At 50.5% G+C, this 25,634-nt stretch carries 23 protein-coding genes, 2 rRNA genes and 1 pseudogene; 16 read left to right on the top strand and 10 right to left on the bottom strand.

The features are described from left to right. Together OGV38_RS18430 and rrf are read left to right on the top strand one after the other, a co-directional pair. Nucleotides 1-110, top strand: a 23S ribosomal RNA gene (locus tag OGV38_RS18430); the annotation flags it as partial. A 96-nt stretch (nt 111-206) separates the two neighbouring features. Next, nucleotides 207-322, top strand: a 5S ribosomal RNA gene (rrf, locus tag OGV38_RS18425). A 121-nt stretch (nt 323-443) separates the two neighbouring features. Here the strand turns inward: rrf and mobB are convergent. Then, the gene (gene mobB / locus OGV38_RS18420) at nt 444-962 is read right to left on the bottom strand and encodes a molybdopterin-guanine dinucleotide biosynthesis protein MobB (protein ID WP_269519847.1); all 519 of its coding nucleotides are present in this window, start codon (nt 960-962) and stop codon (nt 444-446) included. Continuing rightward, nucleotides 944-1,528, bottom strand: coding sequence for a molybdenum cofactor guanylyltransferase MobA (mobA, locus tag OGV38_RS18415; RefSeq protein WP_016157861.1), 585 nt, complete (start codon nt 1,526-1,528; stop codon nt 944-946). The genes mobB and mobA overlap by 19 nt, the downstream gene beginning before the upstream one ends. Before the next feature lie 69 nt (nt 1,529-1,597). Here mobA and OGV38_RS18410 point away from each other — a divergent pair, with 69 nt between their 5' ends. From OGV38_RS18410 to dsbA, 3 genes are all read left to right on the top strand, one after another. Continuing rightward, nucleotides 1,598-1,867 (top strand): YihD family protein, encoded by a 270-nt coding sequence (locus OGV38_RS18410; protein ID WP_003028616.1) that lies wholly within the window; start codon nt 1,598-1,600, stop codon nt 1,865-1,867. Between the two features lie 76 nt (nt 1,868-1,943). Next, nucleotides 1,944-2,930 carry a serine/threonine protein kinase gene (locus OGV38_RS18405; protein ID WP_016155155.1) on the top strand — a complete coding sequence of 329 codons (987 nt, stop codon included), beginning with the start codon at nt 1,944-1,946 and terminating at the stop codon, nt 2,928-2,930. Nucleotides 2,931-2,946: 16 nt separating this feature from the next. Further along, nucleotides 2,947-3,570, top strand: coding sequence for a thiol:disulfide interchange protein DsbA (dsbA, locus tag OGV38_RS18400; RefSeq protein ID WP_016155156.1), 624 nt, complete (start codon nt 2,947-2,949; stop codon nt 3,568-3,570). Nucleotides 3,571-3,583: 13 nt separating this feature from the next. On the opposite strand, the gene yihG is transcribed toward dsbA, so the two are convergent. Further along, nucleotides 3,584-4,525, bottom strand: a complete 942-nt coding sequence (gene yihG, locus OGV38_RS18395) for a 1-acylglycerol-3-phosphate O-acyltransferase, YihG family (RefSeq protein WP_016157862.1) — start codon at nt 4,523-4,525, stop codon at nt 3,584-3,586. Between the two features lie 363 nt (nt 4,526-4,888). Here yihG and polA point away from each other — a divergent pair, with 363 nt between their 5' ends. After that, a complete protein-coding gene (gene polA, locus OGV38_RS18390) occupies nt 4,889-7,675 on the top strand; it encodes a DNA polymerase I (RefSeq protein WP_286474353.1) in 2,787 nt (928 codons plus the stop codon). Nucleotides 7,676-7,841: 166 nt separating this feature from the next. After that, entirely contained in the window at nt 7,842-7,889 is a 48-nt protein-coding gene (spfP, locus tag OGV38_RS25150) for a small protein SpfP (RefSeq protein WP_071892919.1), read from the top strand. Between the two features lie 119 nt (nt 7,890-8,008). On the opposite strand, the gene yihA is transcribed toward spfP, so the two are convergent. Beyond that, nucleotides 8,009-8,641, bottom strand: a complete 633-nt coding sequence (gene yihA / locus OGV38_RS18385; RefSeq protein ID WP_269519844.1) for a ribosome biogenesis GTP-binding protein YihA/YsxC — start codon at nt 8,639-8,641, stop codon at nt 8,009-8,011. Nucleotides 8,642-8,850: 209 nt separating this feature from the next. Here yihA and OGV38_RS18380 point away from each other — a divergent pair. The 3 genes and pseudogenes from OGV38_RS18380 (at nt 8,851) to hemN (ending at nt 11,276) form a co-directional block, all read left to right on the top strand. Then, nucleotides 8,851-9,099 (top strand): annotated as a pseudogene (locus OGV38_RS18380) (hypothetical protein). Between the two features lie 105 nt (nt 9,100-9,204). Further along, nucleotides 9,205-9,714, top strand: a complete 510-nt coding sequence (gene yihI / locus OGV38_RS18375) for a Der GTPase-activating protein YihI (RefSeq protein WP_286474359.1) — start codon at nt 9,205-9,207, stop codon at nt 9,712-9,714. Between the two features lie 188 nt (nt 9,715-9,902). Next, nucleotides 9,903-11,276 (top strand): oxygen-independent coproporphyrinogen III oxidase, encoded by a 1,374-nt coding sequence (gene hemN / locus OGV38_RS18370; protein WP_075848752.1) that lies wholly within the window; start codon nt 9,903-9,905, stop codon nt 11,274-11,276. 87 nt (nt 11,277-11,363) lie between these two features. Here hemN and OGV38_RS18365 read toward each other — a convergent pair whose 3' ends face one another. The 4 genes from OGV38_RS18365 to glnA form a co-directional block, all read right to left on the bottom strand. Then, nucleotides 11,364-11,474: a YshB family small membrane protein gene (locus OGV38_RS18365; RefSeq protein ID WP_003028631.1), complete on the bottom strand. Its 111-nt coding sequence runs from the start codon at nt 11,472-11,474 to the stop codon at nt 11,364-11,366. A 112-nt stretch (nt 11,475-11,586) separates the two neighbouring features. After that, nucleotides 11,587-12,996: a nitrogen regulation protein NR(I) gene (gene glnG, locus OGV38_RS18360; RefSeq protein WP_269519841.1), complete on the bottom strand. Its 1,410-nt coding sequence runs from the start codon at nt 12,994-12,996 to the stop codon at nt 11,587-11,589. An 11-nt stretch (nt 12,997-13,007) separates the two neighbouring features. Continuing rightward, nucleotides 13,008-14,057: a nitrogen regulation protein NR(II) gene (gene glnL / locus OGV38_RS18355; RefSeq protein WP_016155163.1), complete on the bottom strand. Its 1,050-nt coding sequence runs from the start codon at nt 14,055-14,057 to the stop codon at nt 13,008-13,010. Nucleotides 14,058-14,260: 203 nt separating this feature from the next. Then, a complete protein-coding gene (gene glnA, locus OGV38_RS18350; RefSeq protein ID WP_003028638.1) occupies nt 14,261-15,670 on the bottom strand; it encodes a glutamate--ammonia ligase in 1,410 nt (469 codons plus the stop codon). A gap of 380 nt (nt 15,671-16,050) precedes the next feature. Here glnA and typA point away from each other — a divergent pair, with 380 nt between their 5' ends. Continuing rightward, entirely contained in the window at nt 16,051-17,874 is a 1,824-nt protein-coding gene (gene typA / locus OGV38_RS18345; RefSeq protein ID WP_008786988.1) for a ribosome-dependent GTPase TypA, read from the top strand. Between the two features lie 64 nt (nt 17,875-17,938). Here the strand turns inward: typA and OGV38_RS18340 are convergent, their stop codons facing one another. Next, on the bottom strand, nt 17,939-18,727 hold the full coding sequence (locus OGV38_RS18340; protein ID WP_016157865.1) for a DeoR/GlpR family DNA-binding transcription regulator: 789 nt from the start codon (nt 18,725-18,727) through the stop codon (nt 17,939-17,941). 39 nt (nt 18,728-18,766) lie between these two features. Continuing rightward, nucleotides 18,767-19,663, bottom strand: coding sequence for a sugar kinase (locus OGV38_RS18335; RefSeq protein WP_016157866.1), 897 nt, complete (start codon nt 19,661-19,663; stop codon nt 18,767-18,769). 172 nt (nt 19,664-19,835) lie between these two features. On the opposite strand from OGV38_RS18335, the gene yihU reads away from it, so the two are divergent. The 5 genes from yihU to OGV38_RS18310 all read left to right on the top strand — a co-directional run bounded on the left by yihU (nt 19,836) and on the right by OGV38_RS18310 (nt 25,612). Further along, nucleotides 19,836-20,726 carry a sulfolactaldehyde 3-reductase gene (gene yihU, locus OGV38_RS18330; protein ID WP_016157867.1) on the top strand — a complete coding sequence of 297 codons (891 nt, stop codon included), beginning with the start codon at nt 19,836-19,838 and terminating at the stop codon, nt 20,724-20,726. A 25-nt stretch (nt 20,727-20,751) separates the two neighbouring features. Beyond that, nucleotides 20,752-21,639, top strand: a complete 888-nt coding sequence (locus OGV38_RS18325) for an aldolase (RefSeq protein WP_016157868.1) — start codon at nt 20,752-20,754, stop codon at nt 21,637-21,639. A gap of 31 nt (nt 21,640-21,670) precedes the next feature. Then, nucleotides 21,671-22,681, top strand: a complete 1,011-nt coding sequence (locus OGV38_RS18320; RefSeq protein WP_016157869.1) for a zinc-dependent alcohol dehydrogenase — start codon at nt 21,671-21,673, stop codon at nt 22,679-22,681. A gap of 69 nt (nt 22,682-22,750) precedes the next feature. Then, nucleotides 22,751-24,184, top strand: a complete 1,434-nt coding sequence (locus tag OGV38_RS18315; RefSeq protein ID WP_049041375.1) for an MFS transporter — start codon at nt 22,751-22,753, stop codon at nt 24,182-24,184. Nucleotides 24,185-24,286: 102 nt separating this feature from the next. After that, entirely contained in the window at nt 24,287-25,612 is a 1,326-nt protein-coding gene (locus OGV38_RS18310; RefSeq protein ID WP_286474346.1) for an MFS transporter, read from the top strand. Nucleotides 25,613-25,634: the final 22 nt, after the last annotated feature.

Genomic DNA, 25,634 nt, shown 5'->3' with positions numbered 1-25,634 from the left:
CTTTAAGGGTCCTGAAGGAACGTTGAAGACGACGACGTTGATAGGTCGGGTGTGTAAGCGTAGCGATACGTTGAGCTAACCGATACTAATGAACCGTGAGGCTTAACCTTACAACGCCGAAGATGTTTTGGCGGATGAGACATCGAAATTCAGCTTGATTACAGATGACATCGACATGCGAAAAGCGTGTTGATAAACAGAATTTGCCTGGCGGCTGTAGCGCGGTGGTCCCACCTGACCCCATGCCGAACTCAGAAGTGAAACGCCGTAGCGCCGATGGTAGTGTGGGGTCTCCCCATGCGAGAGTAGGGAACTGCCAGGCATCAAATAAGTGAAGAAGCCCATCCTGCCGGATGGGCTTTTTTGCGTCTGCAGGGAATGAAAACTGCCGGATGTGACCTCCCGCCTGATCCGGCCTACAAAAGCGTATCACGACACAGCAGCTATCTTCTTATCCATTGCGTAACAAAATCGGCAACTTGCTGTATATCGTTGATATCTAACAATGGAACATCCACCGCAAGCGGAATATCACTGGCAACCGCGATAACATAGTTGTCTAACGCCAGGTCCTCTGGACTGTGCCCGCAACCGTCGCGAAAAAGAACGATCTTAGCAACAGGTTCATGCTTAAAGCCTTCAACCAACACCATATCCAGTGTAGAACCATCCATCCTGCTTACCAGGTACGCTAAATCCAGTTCGGGCTCTTCCGGGGTCTCTACCATTAATGCCCAGCGCTGCTGGCTGGCGACCAGGGTTTGTGCTGCACCGGCTTTGCGTAGCTCATAGCTATCTTTGCCGGGCTTATCAACATCCATATTGTGATGAGTATGCTTAATCAATCCGGGACGAATGCCTCTGGCACGTAGCTCCGGGATCAATTTTTTAAGCAGCGTAGTTTTTCCCGTTCCGCTCCATGCTGCTATAGCGAGTAATGGGATCATGATTTGTCCTGCCATTTTGCAAGTTCTTCAGGGGTGTTCACGTTCACGAACGCATCTTTATGATCGCTGAAATCGACAGCATGACCGCCAGCCTGGCGCATAAAGACCATAACGCGTCTTTCACCGGACTGAAGATAATCCTGTAGCAAGGGTTGCATGGTGCGGTGCATTAGCGCAATGGTCGGATGATCTCTTTCGCCATCATGCACCCAGACAACCGGTGCAGCTTTGCGCTGTTCCTTCAAACGTTTGACCAGATCGTGAGGAATATAGGGCATATCGCACGGGCAGAACAGAAACCACTCCCCCGCTTGCTGCAGGAATACCGATAGCATCCCGGCCAGTGGGCCAGGGAAATCGGCCAATGAATCAGGGATAACTTTCAGGCCGCTTTGTTGGTAAATATCCCGGTGGCGATTGGCATTAACCACCACGGTTTCGACCTGTAAAGCGAGGGTATCGGCCACATGCCGCCAAAGAGGTTTACCATCCAGCTCAAGCAGACCTTTATCGGTTCCGCCCATCCGTCTGGCCTTACCGCCTGCCAGCACAACCCCTGTTATTGCACTATCCAGAATCACTGATATCGCCTCTTTTAATGTGGGATTGACCCTGCTAACGTATCTGTATTGAGCCTAAGGAGCACAACCATGAAATGTAAACGTCTGAATGAAGTTATTGAACTCCTCCAGCCGGCCTGGCAGAAGGAACCCGATCTTAACCTGATGCAATTTTTACAGAAACTGGCGCAAGAGTCAGGTTTTGACGGCGAACTGGCGGATTTAACTGATGACATTCTGATCTATCACCTGAAAATGCGTGACTCGGCGAAAGACGCCGTCATCCCAGGTATTCAGAAAGATTATGAAGAAGATTTTAAAACCGCACTACTCCGCGCACGTGGCGTAATTAAAGAGTAAAAGCTTGTAATCGCCACCACCGAAAGCGCTGCGAAATGATATCCTGAATCATTCGTAGTATTTTCCGGATGATGGGATGAACGACAACGCTTTTAATTTCCAGACGCTACACCCGGATACCATCATGGATGCACTGTTTGAGCAGGGGATCCGGGTGGACTCCGGGCTTACCCCGCTTAACAGCTATGAAAACCGTGTCTATCAATTCCAGGACGAAGACCGTCGACGCTTTGTCGTTAAGTTTTATCGCCCTGAACGTTGGTCTGTCGAGCAGATCCAGGAAGAGCACCAGTTTGCTCTGGAACTGGTAAGCGATGAAGTCCCGGTAGCTGCACCGCTGGTACTAAGCGGCCAAACGCTGTTAAGCCATCAGGGTTTCCATTATGCGATCTTCCCCAGCGTCGGCGGGCGGCAGTTTGAGGCCGACAATATCGATCAGATGGAGGCGGTGGGGCGCTATCTGGGGCGTATGCATCAGACCGGATGCAAGCGTACTTTTGCCTTTCGCCCGACGATTGGCCTTGAAGAATACCTGACTGAGCCGCGTAAGCTTTTTGAACACGCACAGTTGATCCCATCAGGGCAAAAAGCGGCTTTCCTGAAGGCAACGGATGCGCTTATCGCGGTCGTTACCGAACGCTGGCATGCACGTTTTACCACGTTACGTCTGCACGGTGATTGTCATGCCGGTAATATTCTGTGGCGCGATGGTCCGATGTTTGTCGATTTAGATGATGCCCGCAATGGCCCGGCTGTTCAGGATTTATGGATGCTCCTCAATGGCGATAAAGCTGAACAACGCATGCAGCTTGAAACCATTATCGAGGCTTATGAAGAGTTTAGTGAGTTCGACACCTCTGAAATCGGACTGATAGAACCTTTACGCGCTATGCGTTTAGTTTATTATCTTGCCTGGCTAATTCGACGTTGGGCTGACCCTGCGTTTCCAAAAAACTTCCCGTGGTTAACCGGGGAAGATTACTGGCATCGTCAGACCGCGACCTTTATTGAGCAGGCAAAAATTCTGCAAGAGCCCCCCTTACAATTAACGCCAATGTATTAATCGGAGAAATTTGAACATGAAAAAATTATGGCTGGCGCTGGCTGGTATGGTTTTAGCTTTTAGCGCATCTGCAGCGCAGTTCCAGGATGGCAAACAATACATCACTCTGGAAAAGCCTGTTGCGGGTGAACCGCAAGTGTTGGAGTTCTTCTCCTTCTACTGCCCGCACTGCTATCAGTTTGAAGAAGTTCTTCACGTATCTGATAACGTGAAGAAAAAACTGCCGGAAGGCACTAAGATGACTAAGTACCACGTCGAGTTTCTGGGGCCGTTGGGCAAAGATCTGACGCAAGCTTGGGCCGTTGCTATGGCGCTGGGCGTTGAAGATCAAGTAACCGTTCCGTTGTTTGAAGGTGTTCAGAAAACCCAGACCGTTCAGTCTGTAGCTGATATCCGTAAAGTGTTTGTCGACGCGGGTATTAAGGGTGAAGACTATGATGCGGCATGGAACAGCTTCGTGGTGAAATCACTCGTGGCGCAGCAGGAAAAAGCGGCGGCTGATTTACAGCTGCAGGGCGTTCCGGCAATGTTCGTGAATGGCAAATATCAGGTAAATCCGCAGGGCATGGATACCAGCAGCATGGATATCTTTGTACAACAGTATGCGGATACTGTGAAGTATCTGGTTGGTCAGAAGTAAAAGCAAAAGCCGGTCACTTGTGCTGACCGGCTTTTTCATTTGAGGCTTTAATCGCGTCGAGTTGCGCGTCTTTCTCACTCCACAGCGTATTAAGCCACAGCTGAAACCGACGCTTGAATCCCTTATCGTTCACGTAATCACCGTGTAACTCTTCATGAATTGGCTCCAGATTTACCCGCACGACAATACGCGTTAGCTTACCGCTCAGCATATCGTAGAACGGTCGGCTGCTATTTTCCGGATAGCACAACGTGACGTTCAACATTTTATCGAACTGCGACCCCAGTACGTTCAATGCCATCGCAATACCGGCCGCCTTTGGAGGGAGCAAGTTTTGATAAGGAGAGCGGGTTTGCTCACGTTTCTCTTTGGTAAAGCGTGAACCTTCGACAAAATTCACAATAGTTGTCGGGTGTACGCGAAACTTCTCGCAGGAACGACGCGTTGTTTCGACATCTTTACCGCGCCGTTCTGGATGACGGAGCAGGTAGCCTCGCGAATAGCGTTTCATAAACGGCATATCCAGCGCCCAGCAGGCCAGGCCAATAAAGGGCACCCAGGCCAGTTGTTGCTTGAGGAAATATTTATTCATGGGGATGTGCTTACGGAACAGCACGCAAAGCACAACGATGTCAGCCCAACTGTAATGGTTACAAATGAGCAGATACCAGTTTTTCTTGCTAAGACCTTCCAGTCCCTCGACATCCCACTTCAGTCGCGGATTGAGGTGTAGCAGTAGCGCCAGACCTTCACACCAGCAGTACATCATGAAATTACAGAAGACAGAAACCTTGCGCCAGACAACGGGAACGGGCAAAAGGAGTTTTACAACCCCGGCAAGGATGATCGGCACAGAACAAAAAATCGTGACCAATATGGTCAATACGATACTCAGCAACAGCGTTATCGCAGCGAGTATTCTCGTCATAATTAAATTATTCAAAAGGTTAGCCATAGATAGTGCGCTAAAGAGGCGCAAGGGGCTGATTTTATCAGAAAACGAACCAAATGATGGATCTTCCCTGAATAGAAAAAAAGGGAATATCTATCCACATCAGGATATAAGCTGTATAAATGGAATAAAATGCTACGTATTTATTTAAGCTTCTGAAATATATGTATAAATAAAATGATGTGTTAATTTCATTGCTATATTTAAAGAGCTGAAAATTATTTATTCACAAAGTTATCCACAGTCTTCTTTGCGATCAAAGCAGAAGATCTACAAAAGTTTTTCGACAAATGCGGCGAAAAACTCATGTTTTCATCCTGTCTGTGGCATCCTTTACCCATAATCTGATAAACAGGCACGGACATTATGGTTCAGATCCCAGAAAACCCACTTATCCTTGTAGATGGCTCCTCTTACCTGTATCGCGCATACCATGCGTTCCCGCCGCTGACCAACAGTGCAGGAGAACCTACTGGCGCGATGTATGGTGTCCTCAACATGCTGCGTAGCTTGATTCTGCAATATCAGCCGACCCATGCTGCGGTGGTATTCGACGCTAAGGGTAAAACCTTCCGTGATGAGTTATTCGAACACTACAAGTCACACCGCCCACCCATGCCGGACGATCTGCGTGCGCAGATTGAGCCTCTGCATGCGATGGTAAAAGCGATGGGGTTGCCACTGCTGGCCGTTTCGGGCGTGGAAGCAGACGATGTCATCGGTACGCTGGCGCGAGAAGCAGAGAAGGTGGGGCGTCCGGTGCTGATTAGCACCGGTGATAAAGATATGGCTCAGTTGGTGACGCCGAATATCACCCTGATCAACACCATGACCAATACGATCCTCGGCCCGGATGAAGTGGTGAATAAATATGGTGTTCCACCAGAACTGATCATCGATTTCCTGGCGCTGATGGGGGATTCCTCAGATAACATCCCAGGCGTTCCTGGCGTAGGTGAAAAAACCGCGCAGGCTCTGCTGCAGGGGCTGGGGGGGCTGGATACCCTCTATGCTGAATCAGACAAAATCGCGGGGCTGACTTTCCGTGGTGCGAAAACTATGGCGGGCAAGCTTGAGCAGAATAAAGAGGTAGCGTACCTCTCTTATCAATTGGCTACCATTAAAACGGATGTTGAACTGGAGTTGACCTGCGAGCAGTTGGAAGTACGTCAGCCGGCAGCGGATGAACTGCTTGGCCTGTTTAAACAGTATGAATTCAAGCGTTGGGTTACTGACGTTGAAGCGGGTAAATGGCTACAGGCGAAAGGAACGAAGCCGGCGGCAAAACCACAGGAAACTATCGCCGTCGATGAAACGCCTGAGGGGCCGGCCACGGTTCTCTCGTATGATAACTATGTGACAATTCTGGATGAAGCGACGCTGGAAGAGTGGATTGCGAAGCTGAAAAAAGCGCCTGTCTTTGCCTTCGATACTGAAACTGACAGCCTGGACAACATCTCTGCGAATCTGGTTGGCCTGTCTTTTGCCATTGAACCGGGTGTGGCTGCATATGTTCCTGTTGCCCACGATTACCTGGACGCCCCCGATCAGATCGCTCGCGACCGCGCGCTGGCATTGCTGAAGCCGCTGCTGGAAGATGAGAACGAGCATAAAGTCGGGCAAAACCTGAAGTACGATCGCGGTATCCTGGCGAACTATGGCATCGAACTGCGTGGTATCACCTTTGACACCATGCTCGAATCCTACATTCTTAACAGCGTCGCTGGCCGACACGATATGGACAGCCTGTCGGACCGCTGGCTGAAACATAAAACCATCACCTTTGAAGAGATCGCCGGAAAGGGCAAAAACCAGTTGACCTTTAACCAGATAGCGCTGGAAGAAGCCGGACGTTACGCTGCGGAAGACGCCGACGTTACGCTACAGCTCCATCTCAAAATGTGGCCAGAATTGCAGCAGCATAAAGGACCGCTGAACGTCTTTGAAAATATCGATATGCCGCTGGTTCCTGTTTTGTCTCGTGTTGAGCGCAATGGTGTGAAAATCGATCCGGCTGTTCTGCACAAACATTCAGAAGAGCTGACGCTGCGTTTGAACGAGCTGGAGCAAAAAGCGCACGAGATCGCCGGAGAAGCGTTTAACCTCTCTTCCACCAAACAACTGCAAACTATCCTGTTTGAAAAGCAGGGTATTAAGCCGCTGAAGAAAACCCCTGGCGGCGCGCCATCAACGTCGGAAGAGGTACTGGAAGAGCTCGCGCTCGATTACCCATTGCCGAAAGTGATCCTGGAATATCGCGGCTTAGCAAAACTGAAGTCGACCTATACGGATAAGCTTCCGTTGATGATTAACAAGAAAACCGGGCGCGTTCACACCTCCTATCACCAGGCGGTGACCGCTACCGGGCGCTTATCATCTACGGATCCAAACCTGCAGAACATCCCGGTACGTAATGACGAAGGTCGTCGTATTCGTCAGGCGTTTATTGCGCCAGAAGACTACGTGATTGTCTCTGCAGACTACTCACAGATTGAACTGCGTATCATGGCGCATCTCTCGCGTGATAAAGGTCTGCTTACCGCATTTGCCGAAGGGAAAGATATTCACCGCGCAACGGCGGCGGAAGTCTTTGGCTTACCGCTGGATTCCGTGACTGGTGAACAACGCCGCAGCGCGAAAGCCATCAACTTCGGTCTGATCTACGGGATGAGTGCCTTTGGTTTGGCGCGCCAGTTGAATATTCCACGTAAAGAAGCACAGAAGTACATGGACCTCTACTTCGAACGCTACCCTGGCGTGCTGGAATATATGGAACGCACCCGTGCACAGGCAAAAGAGCAAGGTTATGTCGAAACGCTGGAAGGGCGTCGTCTCTATTTACCGGATATTAAATCCAGTAATGGCGCTCGTCGCGCTGGTGCAGAGCGCGCGGCAATTAACGCCCCGATGCAGGGTACTGCCGCAGACATTATCAAACGAGCCATGATTGCGGTGGACGGGTGGCTGCAAACCGAGCAACCACGTGTGCGCATGATCATGCAGGTACACGATGAACTGGTGTTTGAAGTGCATAAAGATGACCTCGAAAGCGTCTCTAAAAAGATCCATCAACTGATGGAAAACGAGACCCAGATTGATGTGCCGTTGCTGGTGGAAGTCGGTAGTGGCGAAAACTGGGATCAGGCGCACTAAGGGTTTACTGAATAACGCCCCTTTTTCGTAACTAAGCAACATAAGATAGAACTTTTTGTGATGTCCATTAGAATTCCCTATGTAAGGAATGAAAAAAAATTACAAAAAGTGCTTTCTGAGTTGCTCAAAAAAGAGTAAAGTTATTCACGTAGGGTACAGAGGTAAGATGTTCTATCTTTCAGACCTTTTACTTCACGTAATCGGATTTGGCTGAATATTTTAGCCGCCCCAGTCAGTAATGACTGGGGCGTTTTTTATTGTGCGAAAGAAAAGTTTCGTACAGGCTGTAGGCCGGATAAGACGCGCAGCGGCGCTATCCGGCATATCGGTGGGTTATTCCCCGGCCTGCATCTCTTCAATCGGCGCCAGTTCACTAAACCAGCTATCCAGCTTCTGCCGAAGTTTGTCCACGCCCAGTTTTTTCAGTGATGAAAATGCTTCTACCTGTACATCACCGTTAAATGCCAGTACGGCTTCACGTACCATATTCAACTGGGCTTTGCGCGCACCGCTGGCCAGCTTGTCTGCTTTAGTCAGCAGTACCAGAACCTGAACGTTGCTCTCAACCGCCCACAAGATCATCTGCTGGTCGAGGTCTTTTAGCGGGTGACGAATATCCATCAATACCACCAGACCTTGCAGGCTCTGACGTTTTTCCAGATATTCAGCCAGCGCGCGCTGCCATTTGCGCTTCATCTCTTCCGGAACTTCGGCATAACCGTATCCTGGCAAATCGACCAGGCGTTTGCCGTCAACGACTTCAAACAAGTTGATGAGCTGAGTACGACCCGGCGTTTTAGATGTACGCGCCAGACTCTTTTGATTCGTCAGGGTATTTAGCGCACTGGATTTGCCTGCGTTGGAACGGCCAGCAAAAGCCACTTCGATACCGGTATCGGAAGGTAAGTGGCGAATATCAGGCGCACTCATCACAAAGTGCGTCTGTTGATAATTCAAGTTAGTCAAAGCAGTCCTCTCCATCAATCAGGGCTTTGCAGCGATTATACCTGAACCCCAGCAAAAGGCTGGTTTTTCGACGCGTAGGCTATGTAAGTAAAAACCTCGCACTTTGTGAGACATTGCCGATAGTTTCTATACGAGATGACAGAGTAAAAAATGACGTAACTAAAATAAATCATATAGTTAAGATAAGGCACTATTCTTAAAGTCCGAAATTGTTACCCAGGTTACTTGTACGTTTAAACCAAAGCGGTAAAGTAGCGCCCATAGCGAGGAAGCTGACAGGATAGTCGACTCAGGATGAGGGTCAGGAGCGCCAGGAGGCGAAGACACAGGATTGTCAGGGAGACAAACGTCCGGAGACGTTAGTAAAAGGAAATGGAAACAACACGGAATGTTTCAGGCTAAGGGAAAAACAGGGTGTGTTGATAGCCAACAGGGATTGTAGAGCCCGTAAGGGTTGAGAGTCAGGAAAAAAGGCGACAGATTACTCTGTCGCCTTTTTTCTTTATTTCTGCTAGATTCCGGCGCAATTATATACTGAATAAAACAGCCAAAGACGAATCATGATGAAACCAACTTCTACACCACGCGGTAAAGGTCCTGCAAAAGCGCGTCGTAAAACACGCGAAGAAATTAATCAGGAAGCTCGCGACCGTAAGCGCCAGAAAAAACACCGTGGTCATGCGGCGGGTAGCCGTGCGTCCGGTAGCGAAGGCGCATCTGGTGGCGGAAACCAAAATAAGCAAAAAGATCCTCGTATTGGCAGCAAAAACCCCATTCCATTGGGCGTGACCGAAAAAGTCACCAAACAGCACAAACCGAAGAGTGAGAAACCTATGCTTTCACCACAGGCTGAGTTGGATTTACTGGAAACGGATGAGCGCCTGGATGCGCTGCTGGAGCGTCTTGAAGCAGGAGAAACCCTGAGTGCGGAAGATCAGACCTGGGTTGATGTCAAGCTGGACCGCATCGATGAGCTGATGCAAAAGCTGGGTCTTTCTTACGATGACGAGGAAGAAGAGGAAGAGGAAGAAAAGCAGGAAGACATGATGCGTCTGCTGAAAGGCGGCAACTAACGGTTTTACACCGTGGGTCTTCCCGTCCTGCTTATAACCCTTCCGGTTATATGTTATCTGGTGTGGTTATTCGTTAAACTACAGCGGTTGTCGCGGCGACAGAAGTGGCTGCGCAACCGGCTTATCACCCGCACTGGGGTTAAGCCGGTACGCCGTACCCGCCAGAGACGCCATCGGAAGGAGTGAGCATGTCAGAGCAGTTAATAGACTGGGACCTGGCCCTGATCCAGAAATATAACTATTCCGGGCCACGATATACCTCGTACCCGACCGCGCTGGAGTTTTCTGAAGACTACGGCACAGAAGCATTTCTAAAGGCCGTGGCGCGTTATCCTGAGCGTCCGCTCTCGCTGTACGTTCACATCCCGTTCTGCCACAAACTGTGCTACTTCTGTGGCTGCAACAAGATTGTGACTCGCCAGCAGCATAAAGCAGATCAATATCTCGATGCCCTGGAACAAGAAATTATCCATCGCGCACCGCTGTTCGCCGGACGCCATGTCAGCCAGCTGCACTGGGGCGGCGGCACGCCAACGTATCTGAATAAAGCGCAAATCAGCCGTTTGATGTCACTGCTGCGTGGCAATTTCAACTTTAACGACGATGCCGAAATCTCGATCGAAGTGGATCCGCGTGAAATCGAGCTGGATGTCCTTGATCATTTACGCGCTGAAGGTTTTAACCGTTTGAGCATGGGAGTGCAGGACTTCAACAAAGAAGTCCAGCGCCTGGTGAACCGTGAGCAGGATGAGGAGTTTATCTTTGCGCTGCTGAATCATGCGCGGGAGATTGGCTTTACCTCAACGAATATCGATCTGATTTATGGCCTGCCAAAACAGACGCCAGAGAGCTTCGCCTTTACCCTGAAACGCGTGGCTGAGCTGAATCCAGACCGTCTGAGCGTTTTTAACTACGCGCACCTGCCGACGCTGTTTGCTGCCCAGCGCAAGATTAAAGATGCCGACCTGCCCAGCGCGCAGCAGAAGCTGGATATCCTGCAGGAGACCATCTCTTCACTGACCGAAACTGGCTATCAGTTCATTGGCATGGATCACTTTGCCCGCCCGGATGACGAACTGGCCATTGCTCAACGCGAGGGCGTTTTGCATCGCAATTTCCAGGGCTATACCACCCAGGGGGATACCGATCTGCTGGGGATGGGCGTATCGGCCATCAGTATGATTGGCGACAACTACGCGCAGAATCAGAAAGAGCTGAAGCACTATTACCAGCAGGTAGACGAGCAGGGGAATGCGCTGTGGCGCGGAATTGCCCTGACCCGCGACGACTGCATTCGTCGGGATGTTATTAAGCTCCTGATCTGCAATTTCCGCCTCGACTATGCCGCCGTGGAACAGCAATGGGGTCTGAACTTCGCTGACTATTTTGCCGAAGACCTGAAACTGCTGGCGCCGCTGGCGAAAGATGGGCTGGTGGATGTGGATGAGAAGGGGATTCAGGTTACGCCGAAGGGGCGTCTGCTGATTCGTAATATTTGCATGTGCTTCGATGCATATCTGCGCCAAAAAGCGCGTTTGCAGCAGTTCTCGCGCGTTATTTAGCCGGGTTGCCCGGTGGCGCTTCGCTTACCGGGCCTACGAAATCTCAATACGTAGGTCGGGTAAGCGAAGCGCCACCCGACAAACCCGCTAGCTGAACAGCCCAACCAGCGCCGCACACAGCACGGCGGCAACCGCAGTTTGTGGCGTATGGCTTTCAACCGCACCGCTCGATAGCAGATTTATCATTGATTCCAGCATGATGACTTCCCCCCGTTTGCCGGGCACGATCATACTTAACTCATCGGAACAGTAAAGCGCAAAATAGCAGCAATTTGCGCTCAATTATCAATCTTTACACAGTGACCGATCGTCACTCCATTCCGAGTTCTTTTAACTTTCGCGTCAAGGTATTACGGCCCCAACCGAGCAGCCGTGCCGCTTCCTGTTTATGCCCCTGGGTATGACGTAGCGCGGTGGTCAGCAGCGTGCGCTCCATCTCCGGTTGGGCCTCTGAAAGCAGGTTTTGATGACCGGAACGTAATGCCCGATCCGCCCACTGTGCCAACAGGGTTGCCCAACTGTCTGGCTGCATATGGGACGGTGCGTCAGGCACGGTGGTTTCAAACAGTTCGGTCGGTAAGTCCTGAATGAGTACTTCCTGTCCGGCGGCCATTACGGTTAACCAGCGACAGGTATTCTCAAGCTGACGCACGTTTCCCGGCCATGACAGACGGGTGAGCGCCGCCTCTGTTTCAGTGTGTAATTGCTTGGCTTCTACTCCCAGTTCGCGGGCGGCCTCCTGCAGGAAATGACGCGCCAGGCGTGGGATATCTTCCCGACGTTCGCGCAGTGGCGGCAGATGCACCCGGATGACGTTCAGGCGATGGAATAAGTCCTCACGGAATTTGCCTTCCTGCACCCGCAGTTCCAGGTTCTGGTGCGTAGCGGCGATAATACGTACGTCCACCTTCACAGGCGCATAACCGCCAACGCGGTAAAACTGTCCATCGGCTAATACGCGCAATAAACGCGTCTGCACGTCCAGCGGCATATCGCCAATTTCATCGAGGAACAGCGTGCCGCCGTCTGCCTGTTCAAAGCGCCCCTGACGAATCGTATTTGCCCCGGTAAACGCCCCTTTTTCATGGCCAAACAGCTCAGACTCGATCAAATCTTTCGGAATAGCAGCCATGTTCAGCGCGATAAACGGTGCTTTGACGCGCGGACTATGACGGTGCAACGCATGGGCGACCAGCTCTTTACCGGTCCCGGACTCTCCGTTAATCAATACGCTGATTGAAGAACGGGACAGGCGACCAATAATGCGAAAGACGTCTTGCATTGCCGGTGCTTCGCCGATGATGTCGGTTGTTGGGCCGTTGATTTGAATATTACGCGGCTGCTGCTGTTCCTGATAATGGCTGATGGCGCGTTCGACCAGCGCCACGGCTTCATCAATATCAAAAGGTTTGGGCAGATAATCAAACGCCCCTTGCTGGTAGGCGCTGACGGCAGCATCCAGATCGGAGTGTGCGGTCATTATGATGACCGGAAGCATCGGATGCCGCTGTTTGATCTGTTTTAACAGCGTCAGGCCGTCCATGCCCGGCATACGGATATCCGACAGCAGTACGTCCGGCGTTTTGCTGGCCAGCGCGTCCAGTACATCTTTACCACTCTCAAATGTAGTGCAGCTTAGTCCTGCCCCTGCGAGCGCACGTTCAAGCACCCAACGGATGGAACTATCGTCATCAACTACCCAGACTATTCCTCGTTGCATAAACGTCACCTTTATTTCCTGATAGGCAGGTAAACCGAGAACTCGGTATGACCCGGCCAACTGGTAAATTCAATTTTGCCGGAATGTTGATCAATCAAATTACGGGCGATGGATAATCCAAGGCCGGTACCGCCTTCGCGACCGCTGACCATTGGGTAGAACAGCGTGTCCTGCAAATGCGAGGGAATTCCCGGGCCGTTATCCTCAACATCAATCCGCGCCGCCAGACGATAACGCATACCATGCAGCGTGAGCTGAAACGCGGTGCGGGTACGCAGAATAATTTCGCCGCCTTCCGGTCCCAGCGCCTGCAAAGCATTGCGCACGATGTTCAGCAAAACCTGCTCGATCTGGTCCGGGTCGTGCAGTAATTCAGGCAGACTCGGGTCGTAATCACGAATCAGCGTGACGTTTTCCGGTAGCTCCATCGAGACCAGCGCTACCACGCGCTCCGCCACTTTGTGAATACTTTCTGTGACGTGCATTCCCGGCTGTTGTGGTCCCAGCAGACGGTCGACCAGATTACGCAGGCGGTCGGCCTGCTCAATAATGACTTTGGTATATTCGGTCAGCGCCGGGTCCGGAAGCGCTTTACTGAGCAGTTGCGCCGCGCCGCGTAATCCACCCAGCGGGTTTTTAATTTCGTGCGCCAGGCCGCGCACCAGATCGCGGGCAGCGATCTGCTGGGCGTGCTGGAGCTGTTCCTGGCTCAGACGGCGCTGGTTATCCATTGGCGCCATCTCCAGCAGGATAAGGCCATCAGGCAGCCTCTGAGCGGTCACAGAGAGGATATGTGAGTGGCTATCTATCACCAGCGTCACTTCGTTATCCGTAAAGCCCTGGCCTGCTTCCAGACTCTCTCGCATCAGCCCGATGTTTAAGGAGAAATAACTCAACAGATCGGGAAGTGGGGTACCAAACAGTTTGCGGGAGCTTTGGGCGAGCAGCTGTTGTGCCGCCGGGTTGGCGTAATGTACCGCCAGCTCATCGTCGACGAGTAAGATGCTGTTGATTAAAGAATTGAGGATCTGCCCAGCATCGGGCAGCGTGCCGGTTGCCATTCAGCAGTCTCCTGAAAAGTGTTGCACCAATTTAGTGCATTATAGCTTTTTACATCAAAAAAGCGCGAGGAAGCAGGTTGTTAGTGGAGAAAAAAGCCCATCCTGGGATGGGCTAAAAGTTCCACGGCAACTTAAAGACTCTATATTTTTCTTGCTACAGCCGCGTGGGTCGCAACAAGAAATCTACGGAGTATTGGTACTAATTAAACGCTGTAGTACAGCTCAAACTCTACCGGGTGCGGAGTCATACGCACGCGGTCATCTTCTTCGCGACGCAGCGTAATGTACGCATCGATCGCTTCATTGGTGAACACGCCGCCTGCAGTCAGGAACTCACGGTCCAGATCCAGTTCTTTCAGTGCTTCTTCCAGAGAACCTGCAACCTGTGGGATCTCTTTCGCTTCTTCCGGCGGCAGGTCGTACAGGTTTTTATCCATGGCTTCGCCCGGGTGGATCTTGTTCTTAATACCGTCAAGACCCGCCATCAGCAGTGCTGCGAAGCACAGGTACGGGTTAGCAGCCGGGTCCGGGAAACGCACTTCGATACGACGCGCTTTCGGAGAAGCCACTACCGGAATACGGATAGAAGCAGAACGGTTACGGGCAGAGTAAGCCAGCATTACCGGCGCTTCGTAGCCTGGGACCAGACGCTTGTAAGAGTTGGTGGTTGGGTTAGCCAGGGCGTTGATCGCTTTAGCGTGTTTGATTACGCCGCCGATGTAGAACAGCGCCTGCTCAGACAGACCCGCATATTTGTCGCCAGAGAACAGGTTTACGCCGTTCTTGGACAGAGACATGTGGCAGTGCATACCGGAACCGTTATCGCCAAACATAGGTTTTGGCATAAAGGTCGCGGTTTTACCGAAACGGTGAGCGACGTTGTGAACCACATATTTGTAGATCTGAATTTCGTCTGCTTTTTTGGTCATGGTGTTAAAGCGGGTCGCGATTTCGTTCTGACCTGCGGTCGCCACTTCGTGGTGATGCGCTTCAACAACCAGGCCCATTTCTTCCATGATCAGACACATGGTAGAACGGATGTCCTGAGAAGAATCTACCGGAGGAACCGGGAAGTAACCGCCTTTCACGCCAGGACGGTGACCTTTGTTACCACCTTCGTATTTGGTGGAGGAGTTCCATGCGCCTTCGATGTCATCGATAGCCACGTGGGAACCGGAAATGGACGCGCCGAAACGGATGTCGTCAAACAGGAAGAACTCTGGCTCAGGCCCGAACAGAACGGTGTCTGCGATGCCGGTAGAACGCAGATACTCTTCAGCGCGTTTAGCGATGGAGCGCGGGTCGCGGTCGTAGCCCTGCAGCGTACCTGGTTCCAGGATATCGCAACGGATGATCAGGGTGGACTCTTCATAGAACGGGTCGATGAGTGCAGTAGACGCATCTGGCATCAGAACCATGTCTGATTCGTTAATGCCTTTCCAGCCACCGATTGAGGAGCCGTCAAACATTTTGCCTTCTTCAAAGAATTCGGCATTTACCTGATGAGCAGGAATAGTGACGTGCTGTTCTTTACCTTTGGTATCAGTGAAGCGTAAATCAACAAACTTCACTTCGTGTTCGTTCAGCATCGTCAAAACGTGTTCAGCGGACATACTTACTCTCCCGGATTGGTCATGGTCGTCGTGGTAACGAAGTCTTCAATTCTGCAAAAAATTGGCCGTGTCGCCGTAAAAAATATAAAGCGAAATCTGTGCCAACTTTTAAATTGCCCCTAAAAGGCGTTATCATGCGCACTATCGTGCAAAGGGGCTGCACCATGAAGGTTGTATTGCACCATTATAGTGCTTTAATGTGAACATTAAGCACCATATTGGTGCAAAGCATGTCAGATTACCCCTTTTAACGCTCCGTGAATGTGATCACAAAGAAACTCTGCAATACTTGTTTGCGGAGGATGTTTGTGATCCTGTTTTGTACTGCGATTAATCCGTGTACAATAACGCGCTATTTCTAAAATGCCTGAGGCAAAGTTGTGATCGAAAATTTGCGTAACATCGCCATCATCGCGCACGTAGACCATGGTAAAACGACCCTGGTAGACAAGCTGCTCCAACAATCCGGTACGTTCGATGCACGTGCTGAAACCCAAGAGCGCGTGATGGACTCCAACGATTTGGAGAAAGAGCGTGGGATTACCATCCTCGCTAAAAACACCGCTATCAAATGGAATGACTACCGTATCAACATCGTTGATACCCCAGGGCACGCCGACTTCGGTGGTGAAGTTGAACGTGTAATGTCCATGGTCGACTCCGTGCTGCTGGTGGTGGATGCAATGGATGGTCCGATGCCGCAGACGCGCTTCGTGACCAAAAAAGCCTTTGCCCATGGCCTGAAGCCAATTGTTGTTATCAACAAAGTTGACCGCCCTGGCGCGCGTCCTGACTGGGTTGTTGATCAGGTATTTGACCTGTTCGTTAACCTCGACGCTACCGACGAGCAGCTGGACTTCCCGATCGTTTACGCTTCCGCGCTGAACGGTATCGCAGGTCTGGATCACGAAGATATGGCTGAAGACATGACTCCGCTGTATCAGACCATCGTTGATCGTGTTCCGGCTCCAAGCGTAGACCTTGATGGCCCGCTGCAGATGCAAATCTCTCAGCTGGACTACAACAACTACGTTGGCGTAATCGGCATCGGCCGTATCAAACGCGGTAAAGTTAAACCGAACCAGCAGATCACTATCATTGATAGCGAAGGCAAAACCCGTAACGGTAAAGTCGGTAAAGTTCTGACCCATCTGGGTCTGGAACGTATCGAGAGTGATATTGCCGAAGCGGGCGATATCATCGCGATCACCGGTCTGGGCGAACTGAACATCTCCGACACCATCTGCGACCCGCAGAACGTCGAAGCGCTGCCGGCTCTGTCCGTTGATGAACCGACCGTAACCATGTTCTTCTGCGTAAACACCTCCCCGTTCTGTGGTAAAGAAGGTAAGTATGTTACCTCTCGTCAGATCCTTGACCGCCTGAACAAAGAGCTGGTGCACAACGTTGCGCTGCGCGTCGAAGAAACCGAAGATGCGGATGCGTTCCGTGTATCCGGTCGTGGTGAGCTGCACCTGTCTGTTCTGATCGAGAACATGCGTCGTGAAGGTTTCGAAATGGCGGTTTCCCGTCCGAAAGTAATCTTCCGCGAAATCGACGGCCGTAAACAAGAGCCGTTCGAAAACGTAACGCTGGACGTAGAAGAGCAGCATCAGGGTTCTGTCATGCAGGCTCTGGGTGAGCGTAAAGGCGACCTGAAAAACATGAATCCAGATGGCAAAGGCCGCGTACGTCTTGACTACGTGATCCCAAGCCGTGGTCTGATCGGCTTCCGTTCAGAATTCATGACCATGACCTCCGGTACCGGTCTGCTGTACTCCACCTTCAGCCACTACGACGATGTTCGTGCGGGTGATGTGGGTCAGCGTCAGAACGGCGTACTGATCTCCAACGGCCAGGGTAAAGCAGTTGCGTTCGCACTGTTCAGCCTGCAGGACCGCGGTAAGCTGTTCCTGGGTCACGGTGCTGAAGTTTACGAAGGCCAGATCATCGGTATTCACAGCCGCTCTAACGACCTGACTGTAAACTGCCTGACCGGTAAGAAACTGACCAACATGCGTGCGTCCGGTACTGACGAAGCAACGGTTCTGGTTCCGCCGGTTAAGATGACTCTGGAGCAGGCTCTGGAATTCATTGATGACGACGAACTGGTAGAAGTTACCCCAACCTCTATCCGTATCCGTAAGCGTCACCTGACTGAAAACGATCGTCGCCGTGCAATGCGTGGCGCGAAAGAAGAGTAATTAACGCTCTTTCTCAGGTAAGCATAAAAAGCCGCTGATTTCAGCGGCTTTTTTATCTAAAAGATCAGGTTGTTTCCTGCTCTGCAATGACTAGCTCAATATTTTCTAAATCAAGCAATTGCTTGAATGAATTTGGTGGTTGGGAATCGGTAAAAAATGCCCGAATTTTGCGCATATTACCGATGGATACAGCGGCTGAGGCGGTAAACTTAGTATGATCAGCAACTAACAGCGTATTACGTGCATGCTTAATCATCGTTTTGGCGACAAGCGCTTCGTTAACGTCAAATTCCAATAGTGTGCCGTCTTCCTCAATGGCACCAATGCTGGTAATTAAATAGTCGGCTCTGAATCCTTCAATAAAGTTCACTGCTCCTGGACCAACAATACCGCCATTATGAGCACGTAACGTTCCACCGGGCACCATGACCTCAAGATCTTGATTCTTATATAAGATCTGCGCAACACGAAGACTGTTAGTAATTATGCGTAGGTCTCGGCGGTTCAGCAAAGCTCGTGCGACGGCTTCTACCGTAGTACCAATGGTAATAAAAACCGTGCAGCGTTCAGGAAGATAATCAGCAACAGCCTCCGCTATCGCTTCTTTTTCCTGAATGAGGGACAACTCTCGCTGTTCGAAGGCGGTATTCATGATGCTGGATACACGTCCGGCTCCACCATGGTGTCGGGTGATCAGACCCTGTTCACTCAACTTACGAATATCTCGGCGTACGGTTTGTGTGGAAACATCCAGCAATTGTGCGAGCTCTTCAATATTCATATAGCCGCGTTCTGAAATGTAATGAACAAGTTGATCGTGACGCGGATTACCGGTGACTTCAATGATGCTCATGAATACTCCTGGACCTCTTCCCCGTAATTGTCGGCTATTTTACGCATAAAGTGACAAAAATGATTCGGTTTGCGCACGATTAGGAATTCCGGCTCGTCCGCCTGCCTGAGTGCATTTCATCGCCGCCACAGCACTTGCGAAACGGATAGCTTGATCAGTAGACATTTTCTCTGCGAGAGCTGCCGCCATAGCACCGTGGAAAACATCGCCTGCCCCAGTTGTATCCACAACATTGACAGAAAATGCAGTTTGTTGGCACGTTTGCCCATTTTCAATCCATAGTGATCCTTCACTACCAAGCGTAACGTACACTTTACCATTGGTATGCTTAGAGGCCAGTTTAAGTGCCAGTTGTGCATCATTCTGCCCTGTCATTCTCTTCAGACCTGGGGTTGAAAAAACTGCATGGTCGGCAAGTGCTACCAATGGGGTTATGTCTTGTGGAGTCATATCGGCATCCAGCAGTGTTGGGACACCTGCGGCACGTGCCAGCTCGAAGGATTTCAACGTCCCTTCATGCCAACGTACATCGGCCAGAACGATGTCATATCGAGAAAAATCAATCGACTCCAACCACTGAGCATCTGTACCAAGATCTGGGCTTGGATAGTTCACGATGATGCGTTCTCCGTGCTGATCGACCAATATTGCGGACTGAGATGAACGGGAATTCGGGTATTGCCGACAAAACTCGGTATTAACCCCCCAGACCTGAAGTTCGTTAAGCAAAGTATTCCCGCAACTGTCATCGCCTACGCGACCTATAAAATCAACGTCAATACCGAGCCGGGCAATGGCGACAGCCGCTGTTGCGGCTGGGCCGCCACCTGTTTCAAGGTATTGATTAGATTGATATTTACCCCCGCCATTGGGCAGGTCGTTTAAAGAATAAATACGGTCCTGAACGGTGATTCCAATACAAGCAATTCTGGTCATATTTGTTTATTCCTGTGTGATCTTGTCTTCTTTTGTTCATTTTAATGACATAAATGATCAAATTAGTGACATGTGTCTTGTTTTTAGTCATAAATTACAAATATGCTCAAAAACAGACGAAAACGAATTTTTAATTGTAATTATTTTGTCAACCTGAGACAGGAGAGCATTCATGACAACCGTTGCATTTTTGGGCTTGGGCCAGATGGGCAGCCCAATGGCTAATAATCTATTGCAAAAGGGACATGCTTTGCGTGTGTTCGACGTAAACCAACAGGCAGTCAATGAATTAGTACAAAAAGGTGCGACTGCTGCTCAAACCCCTGCTGAAGCCGCTAAAGATGCTGAATTCATTATCACTATGCTGCCAAATGGCGACATCGTTCGGCAAGTTCTGCTGGGTAAAGATGGCGTCAGCGAAGGCCTGTCCCCCAATGCATTGGTTATTGACATGTCCACGATTCATCCATTGCAGACCGATGCATTGATTCATGAGATGAGAGAGAAAGGCATCAGCATGATGGATGCCCCCGTGGGCAGAACGTCAGTTAACGCGATTGACGGCACGCTGCTGATTCTTGCTGGTGGAACGCCTGAACAGGTTGAACGCGCTCGCCCTGTGCTGATGTGTATGGGAAATGAACTGGTGGAAGCTGGCGGTCCCGGTATGGGGATCCGTGTAAAGCTCATCAATAACTATATGAGTATTGCGCTGAACGCCTTGTCAGCGGAAGCCGCTGTACTTTGCGAATCATTGGGTTTGAGCCTTGATGTGGCCATTAAGGTCATGAGCGGTACTGCCGCAGGCAAGGGGCACTTTACGACAACCTGGCCTGGCAAGGTACTTAAAGGAGATCTATCTCCGGCATTCATGGTGGACCTCGCGTTGAAAGACCTGCGTATTGCCGTCGATGTCGCTAGTCAGACCGGTGCGCCGCTCAATATGGGCATTGCAGCAGAAACCTATTACACCCGTGCCAGCGAGAACGGTCGAGGCCGTCAGGACTGGAGTGCGTTGTTATCTCAGGTTCGTCAGCAGGCTGGCCGACCAGATTCACTATAAATTTTAAACAGTTACAGGAGTTATTATGTCTTCCCACAATACCCCATACACGCTGAAAGATATTTCTCGCCCTGGCGGTGGATTTGCCATGCTGGCCGTTGATCAGCGTGAAGCAATGCGCCTGATGTTTGCAGCGTCTGGATATCCTAAACCGGTTGCCGACAGCGTATTGACTGATTTTAAAGTTGCAGCAACACAAATTCTGTCTCCCTACGCTTCAGCGGTTCTGGCAGATAAACAATTTTGTCTCGATCAGATTGTCTCTCAAGGTGCAGTCGCTGATTCATGTGGACTGATTGTGGCGGCTGACCATTTTGTTCCGGGTAATGGTATTCCAGTTGATAGTGTCGAAATTGATAGAGCGATTGATCCGCATAAAGCCCGCGAAATGGGTGCGAAAGCCATGAAGTTGTTGGTGCTGTGGCGTGAAGATGAACCTGCAGAAGAACGTTTGGCTATGGTGGCTGAGTTTGTTCAACGCTGCCGTAGCGCAGGGTTGGTCAGCATCATTGAGCCGGTTGTCCGACCCCCTCGTCGTGGTTGGGAATTTGACCGGGAAAGCGCCATCGTTGCCGCAGCGGCTGAACTCGGCTGCACCGATGCTGACCTCTATAAAGCTGAAATGCCATTAGGCGGCAAAGGTGATGAACAGACCCTACTTGCTGCGTGTCAAAAGTTGCATGAGCAAATGAAAATGCCGTGGGTCATTCTCTCTTCTGGTGTTGATGCGGATATTTTTGGCCGCGCGGTCCGTATCGCCATGAAGGGGGGAGCTTCCGGATTCCTGGCAGGGCGTGCCGTTTGGGCATCGGTTGTTGGTGCTCAAGATCCGCAAACAATGTTGCGTGATGTGTCGGTTCCACGCTTACAACGCCTGGCAGAAATCGTCGATGAAGGGATTTCTCAGCGTTAATCACCCATTTTAACGAATCTGGAGAAGAACCATGGATAAGATTACCCAAGTTCTATTTTCTGATATTGGGAAGGTGACCACCCAATATGTTGAGCTGCCGCACCAGGAACTTAAACCGCAAGAAGTCCGCATTGCTCCGGTGTTTTACGGAATATGTGGCTCTGATCTGCATGTACTGAAGGGAGGGCACCCATTTGCAAAACCTCCGGTTGTGCCTGGACATGAAATTGCGGCACGCGTAACTGAAGTGGGCAGTGAAGTGACGAATGTTAAGCTGGGCGATCATGTCGTAGTCGACCCAATAATGGCCTGCATGGAGTGTCGTGCTTGTAAAGCGGGTCGCTTTAATCTGTGTGAGCCGCCACAGGTTGCTGGCTTTCGGGCGCCGGGTTTTGCCCGCTCGCAGCACATTGTACCTGCACGAAACTGCCATGTTGCACCTGCTTCGTTACCACTAAAAGCACTGGCTTTCGCTGAGCCAGCAGCCTGCGCGCGTCATTGCGTGAGCCGTATGCCGAAAGCGTCATTGGAAAGTGTACTAGTGATTGGTGCAGGGACAATTGGCTTATCCATCGTTCAAGCATTGCGCATCATGGGCGCGGGAAAGATCACCGTCATCGAACCTGATGCCGCTAAGCGCGCGTTGTCGTTAAAGCTAGGTGCCACGGAAGTCTGGGCTCCGGGGGAATTGGATGCACAGGTCCGTTTTACGGGGGCAATTGATGTTGTTGCTGCCCAGACCACGCTGAATGATGCATTTACCCACGTTTATGCTGGCGGAACGGTAGTGTGCATGGGAGTACCGAGTGGCCCACGTGAAATTCCTCTTCCGATGATGCAGCGCTTCGAACGCGATTTGTTGAATTCCGGCATGTATATCCCGGAAGACTTCGATGCCGTGATTGAATGGCTTGCGGATGGGCGGTTTGACACCAGCGAACTGGTGACCGATCTCTTCCCTGTCGAAGATGCGGATAAGGCGTTTGAACGTGCGCAGCAAAATGACTCTATAAAAGTCATGCTGCAATTTGCTGAGGTTTGATGCTGTAACCCTCTGTCTGGCGCTGCTTAAGGGTAGCGCCATCCTACAACAATGAAAAAGGATGCTGCGATGAGTCACATCACCAGTCCTACACCTTACTCGATCGGTCGTCCCCAGGACGTGATTGATATTGTTAATAAACATTCAGCAGTAAACACCAGTGTCGGCGTCATTTTTATCGCTCTTGGCGGCATTCTAATTGATGCCTATCAGGCGGCGATGGTGGGGTTTGGTAATAAATATATTGCATTGCAATTTGGTATTTCGCCGGGGCTAGCGGCGACGGTTAACGCCTCTGTTTTAGTTGCCGCTCTGATTGGTGGATTGCTGGCGAACCGTGTGATTAACCGCTTTGGTCAAAAGCGTGCATTTATCATCGGAATGGGCCTGTGCACAATAGGTGCCGCAGCTGTCGCGATAGCCCCGAACATCTGGTGGGTGCTGGTGTGTCGCGTAATCATGGGATTTGGCTTGGGTATTGATTTCCCGCTGGCAACAAATGCGGTGGCAGAACTACGCGGCTCAACATCTAAGAAAACCGGTTCATCGGTTAATCTCTGGCAAATGGCCTGGTATGTATCAACTACGGTCGTCTATCTTGTGCTGCTTCCACTGCTGTTGTCGGGTATCGCAGAAGAGCAATTATGGCGCTATGGTATTTTCATTGGTGCTATTTTTGCCATCATTATCATGATCCTACGCTATTTCTTCATTGGCGAATCCGCAATGTGGGCCGCACGAGTCGGACGTTATGATAAAGCCTGCGATATTCTGGCTAAACGCTATGGTGTTCATGCTCGCGTTGCTGCCAAGTCAAAAAGCGATGATATTTCTGCTGAAAAAACAGAAAGTAAGTTTCATGGCGGGTATGGGATTTTATTTAACTCACGTTATCGCAAACGTACCATTCTCGGCTGCGTTGTGGCGACGATGCAAGCCTGGCAATACAACGCCGTGGGCGTTTATTTACCGCTGACTTTGGCGGGAATACTGAGCGGTGGATTAACCGGGGCACTTAGCGGTTCTGCGGTAGTGAATGCCCTGTGTGGCATTACAGGTGGATTGATTGGTTCACTTATCCTCCAGCGTTTGGGAACTCGCCTTCAGTCGATGTATGGTTTCGCCGTCGTAACGGTTGCATTACTTGCTTTAGGTGCATTAGCAACCACCAACCCATGGCTTTCTTTAGGTTTGTTGGGCGCGATCATTTTCTTCCATTCAGCGGGCCCGGGCGGCCTGGGAATGACCATTGCCACACTTTCTTATCCGCCATCTATTCGCCCGACAGGCGTAGGATTTGCTCGTGCAATTATGCGTACTGGGGCGATTGCCGGACTTATTTTCTGGCCAATGTTGTGGGGTGCATTAAAGACAGAAGCGTTCTATTGGCTGGCAATTGTTCCTTTTCTCGGCTTCTTGACATGCGTGTTGATTAAGTGGGAACCACTTGGTGCAAACGTTGACGCTGAAGACGCTGAGGTACTGGCTGAGCTGGATAAATAACAAGCAAGCGCGTCGCAACATGTCGACGCGCTTTTTCGTATATCCGCTGCTTTTTTAGTGATTTTATTGCGCAGATTTCTCGCCGACCCGGAGAGGAAAAGTATGGCTGAAATAGAACATGTACCAGGGAAAGAGCTATCCGGCAAAGCCATGAGACGCGTTGTCATGGGCAGTTTCGCTGGCGCGTTGATGGAATGGTACGATTTTTTTATTTTCGGAACGGCAGCAGGGCTAGTCTTTGCTCCCCTGTTTTTCCCTGATAGCGATCCTTTTATTGGTTTAATCGCCGCATTCGCGACCTTTGGTGTGGGTTTTCTATCACGTCCGCTAGGGGGCATTGTTTTTGGCCATTTTGGCGATAAAGTCGGTCGCAAAATAACGTTGATTTGGACGTTAGCGATAGTTGGTTCCTCAACGTTTTTAATCGGCTTCATACCAACATACAAGGACATTGGTATCTGGGCCCCGATTATATTGATGGTTCTTCGTCTGGTGCAGGGGTTCGGTCTGGGTGGGGAATATGGCGGGGCTGCATTGATGACTATTGAATCTGCGCCTGAGGCGAAGCGCGGGTTTTTAGGTTCGCTCCCACAAACTGCAGCCTCGGTTGGGATTATGCTGGCGACAGGGGTGTTTGCATTATGCAATCACTTCCTGACCCAGGAAGAGTTTCTGGCCTGGGGATGGCGTATCCCTTTTTGGCTCTCTGCCATCATGTTAATTGTTGGGATGTTCATACGATTACATACTGAAGAAACACTGGATTTTAAAAAACAAAAAACGGCTGTCTCACAGGAACAATCAGCACCACCGTTGATTGAACTTTTCCGTAAGCATCCACGTAACATTCTGTTGGCGCTAGGGGCCAGGCTGGCGGAGAGCGTTTCGTCGAACATCATTAATGCCTTTGGTATTGTCTATATTTCCAGCCAGTTGGCATTATCAAGGGATATTCCACTCAACGGCATGCTAATCGCCTCAGCAATTGGCATTGTATGTTGTCCATTAATTGGTTGGATCTCTGACCGCGTTGGGCAACGGAAGATGTATTTATTTGGCGCTGGTTTTTGCATCCTTTTTGCATTCCCATTCTTCCTGCTGCTGGATACGAAAAGCACACTTATCATCTGGTGCTGCATGATTCTTGGCTATAACCTGGGGCCAACGATGATGTCTGCAGTACAGCCCACCTTATTTACTCGTATGTTCGGAACACGAGTGCGTTATACGGGTCTTTCATTTGCCTATCAGTTCTCCGCAATTCTGGGTGGGTTAAGCCCGCTAATTGCCTCCAGCTTGTTGGCGCTGGGAGGCGGGAAACCGTGGTATGTAGCACTGTTTCTGTTTGTTATCTCAATACTTTCATTCATTTGCGTCTGGCTTATTGAGCCACATTCAGACAATAAAAATGACGCTAATAACATTTAACTTCTTACCGAAATATCAGAGA

The organism is Citrobacter sp. Cb080, from assembly GCF_030334745.1.
In the GTDB taxonomy this organism is placed as follows: Bacteria; Pseudomonadota; Gammaproteobacteria; order Enterobacterales; family Enterobacteriaceae; genus Citrobacter; species Citrobacter braakii.
Note: the sequence above shows the minus strand (reverse complement) of the source record. Positions and strands in the feature narration are given on the sequence as shown.

Excerpts from the sequence above, each read along its gene's own strand:
- mobB (WP_269519847.1), bottom strand. The coding sequence starts at position 962 with ATGGCAGGACAAATCATGATCCCATTACTCGCTATAGCAGCATGGAGC.
- OGV38_RS18410 (WP_003028616.1), top strand. The coding sequence starts at position 1,598 with ATGAAATGTAAACGTCTGAATGAAGTTATTGAACTCCTCCAGCCGGCC.
- OGV38_RS18405 (WP_016155155.1), top strand. The coding sequence starts at position 1,944 with ATGAACGACAACGCTTTTAATTTCCAGACGCTACACCCGGATACCATC.
- dsbA (WP_016155156.1), top strand. The coding sequence starts at position 2,947 with ATGAAAAAATTATGGCTGGCGCTGGCTGGTATGGTTTTAGCTTTTAGC.
- yihG (WP_016157862.1), bottom strand. The coding sequence starts at position 4,525 with ATGGCTAACCTTTTGAATAATTTAATTATGACGAGAATACTCGCTGCG.
- polA (WP_286474353.1), top strand. The coding sequence starts at position 4,889 with ATGGTTCAGATCCCAGAAAACCCACTTATCCTTGTAGATGGCTCCTCT.
- yihI (WP_286474359.1), top strand. The coding sequence starts at position 9,205 with ATGAAACCAACTTCTACACCACGCGGTAAAGGTCCTGCAAAAGCGCGT.
- hemN (WP_075848752.1), top strand. The coding sequence starts at position 9,903 with ATGTCAGAGCAGTTAATAGACTGGGACCTGGCCCTGATCCAGAAATAT.
- OGV38_RS18365 (WP_003028631.1), bottom strand. The coding sequence starts at position 11,474 with ATGCTGGAATCAATGATAAATCTGCTATCGAGCGGTGCGGTTGAAAGC.
- glnG (WP_269519841.1), bottom strand. The coding sequence starts at position 12,996 with ATGCAACGAGGAATAGTCTGGGTAGTTGATGACGATAGTTCCATCCGT.
- glnL (WP_016155163.1), bottom strand. The coding sequence starts at position 14,057 with ATGGCAACCGGCACGCTGCCCGATGCTGGGCAGATCCTCAATTCTTTA.
- glnA (WP_003028638.1), bottom strand. The coding sequence starts at position 15,670 with ATGTCCGCTGAACACGTTTTGACGATGCTGAACGAACACGAAGTGAAG.
- OGV38_RS18340 (WP_016157865.1), bottom strand. The coding sequence starts at position 18,727 with ATGAGCATCATTGAAGTCACCGGTAATCCGCGTCACGATCAACTTGTT.
- OGV38_RS18335 (WP_016157866.1), bottom strand. The coding sequence starts at position 19,663 with ATGACCAGAATTGCTTGTATTGGAATCACCGTTCAGGACCGTATTTAT.
- yihU (WP_016157867.1), top strand. The coding sequence starts at position 19,836 with ATGACAACCGTTGCATTTTTGGGCTTGGGCCAGATGGGCAGCCCAATG.
- OGV38_RS18325 (WP_016157868.1), top strand. The coding sequence starts at position 20,752 with ATGTCTTCCCACAATACCCCATACACGCTGAAAGATATTTCTCGCCCT.
- OGV38_RS18320 (WP_016157869.1), top strand. The coding sequence starts at position 21,671 with ATGGATAAGATTACCCAAGTTCTATTTTCTGATATTGGGAAGGTGACC.
- OGV38_RS18315 (WP_049041375.1), top strand. The coding sequence starts at position 22,751 with ATGAGTCACATCACCAGTCCTACACCTTACTCGATCGGTCGTCCCCAG.
- OGV38_RS18310 (WP_286474346.1), top strand. The coding sequence starts at position 24,287 with ATGGCTGAAATAGAACATGTACCAGGGAAAGAGCTATCCGGCAAAGCC.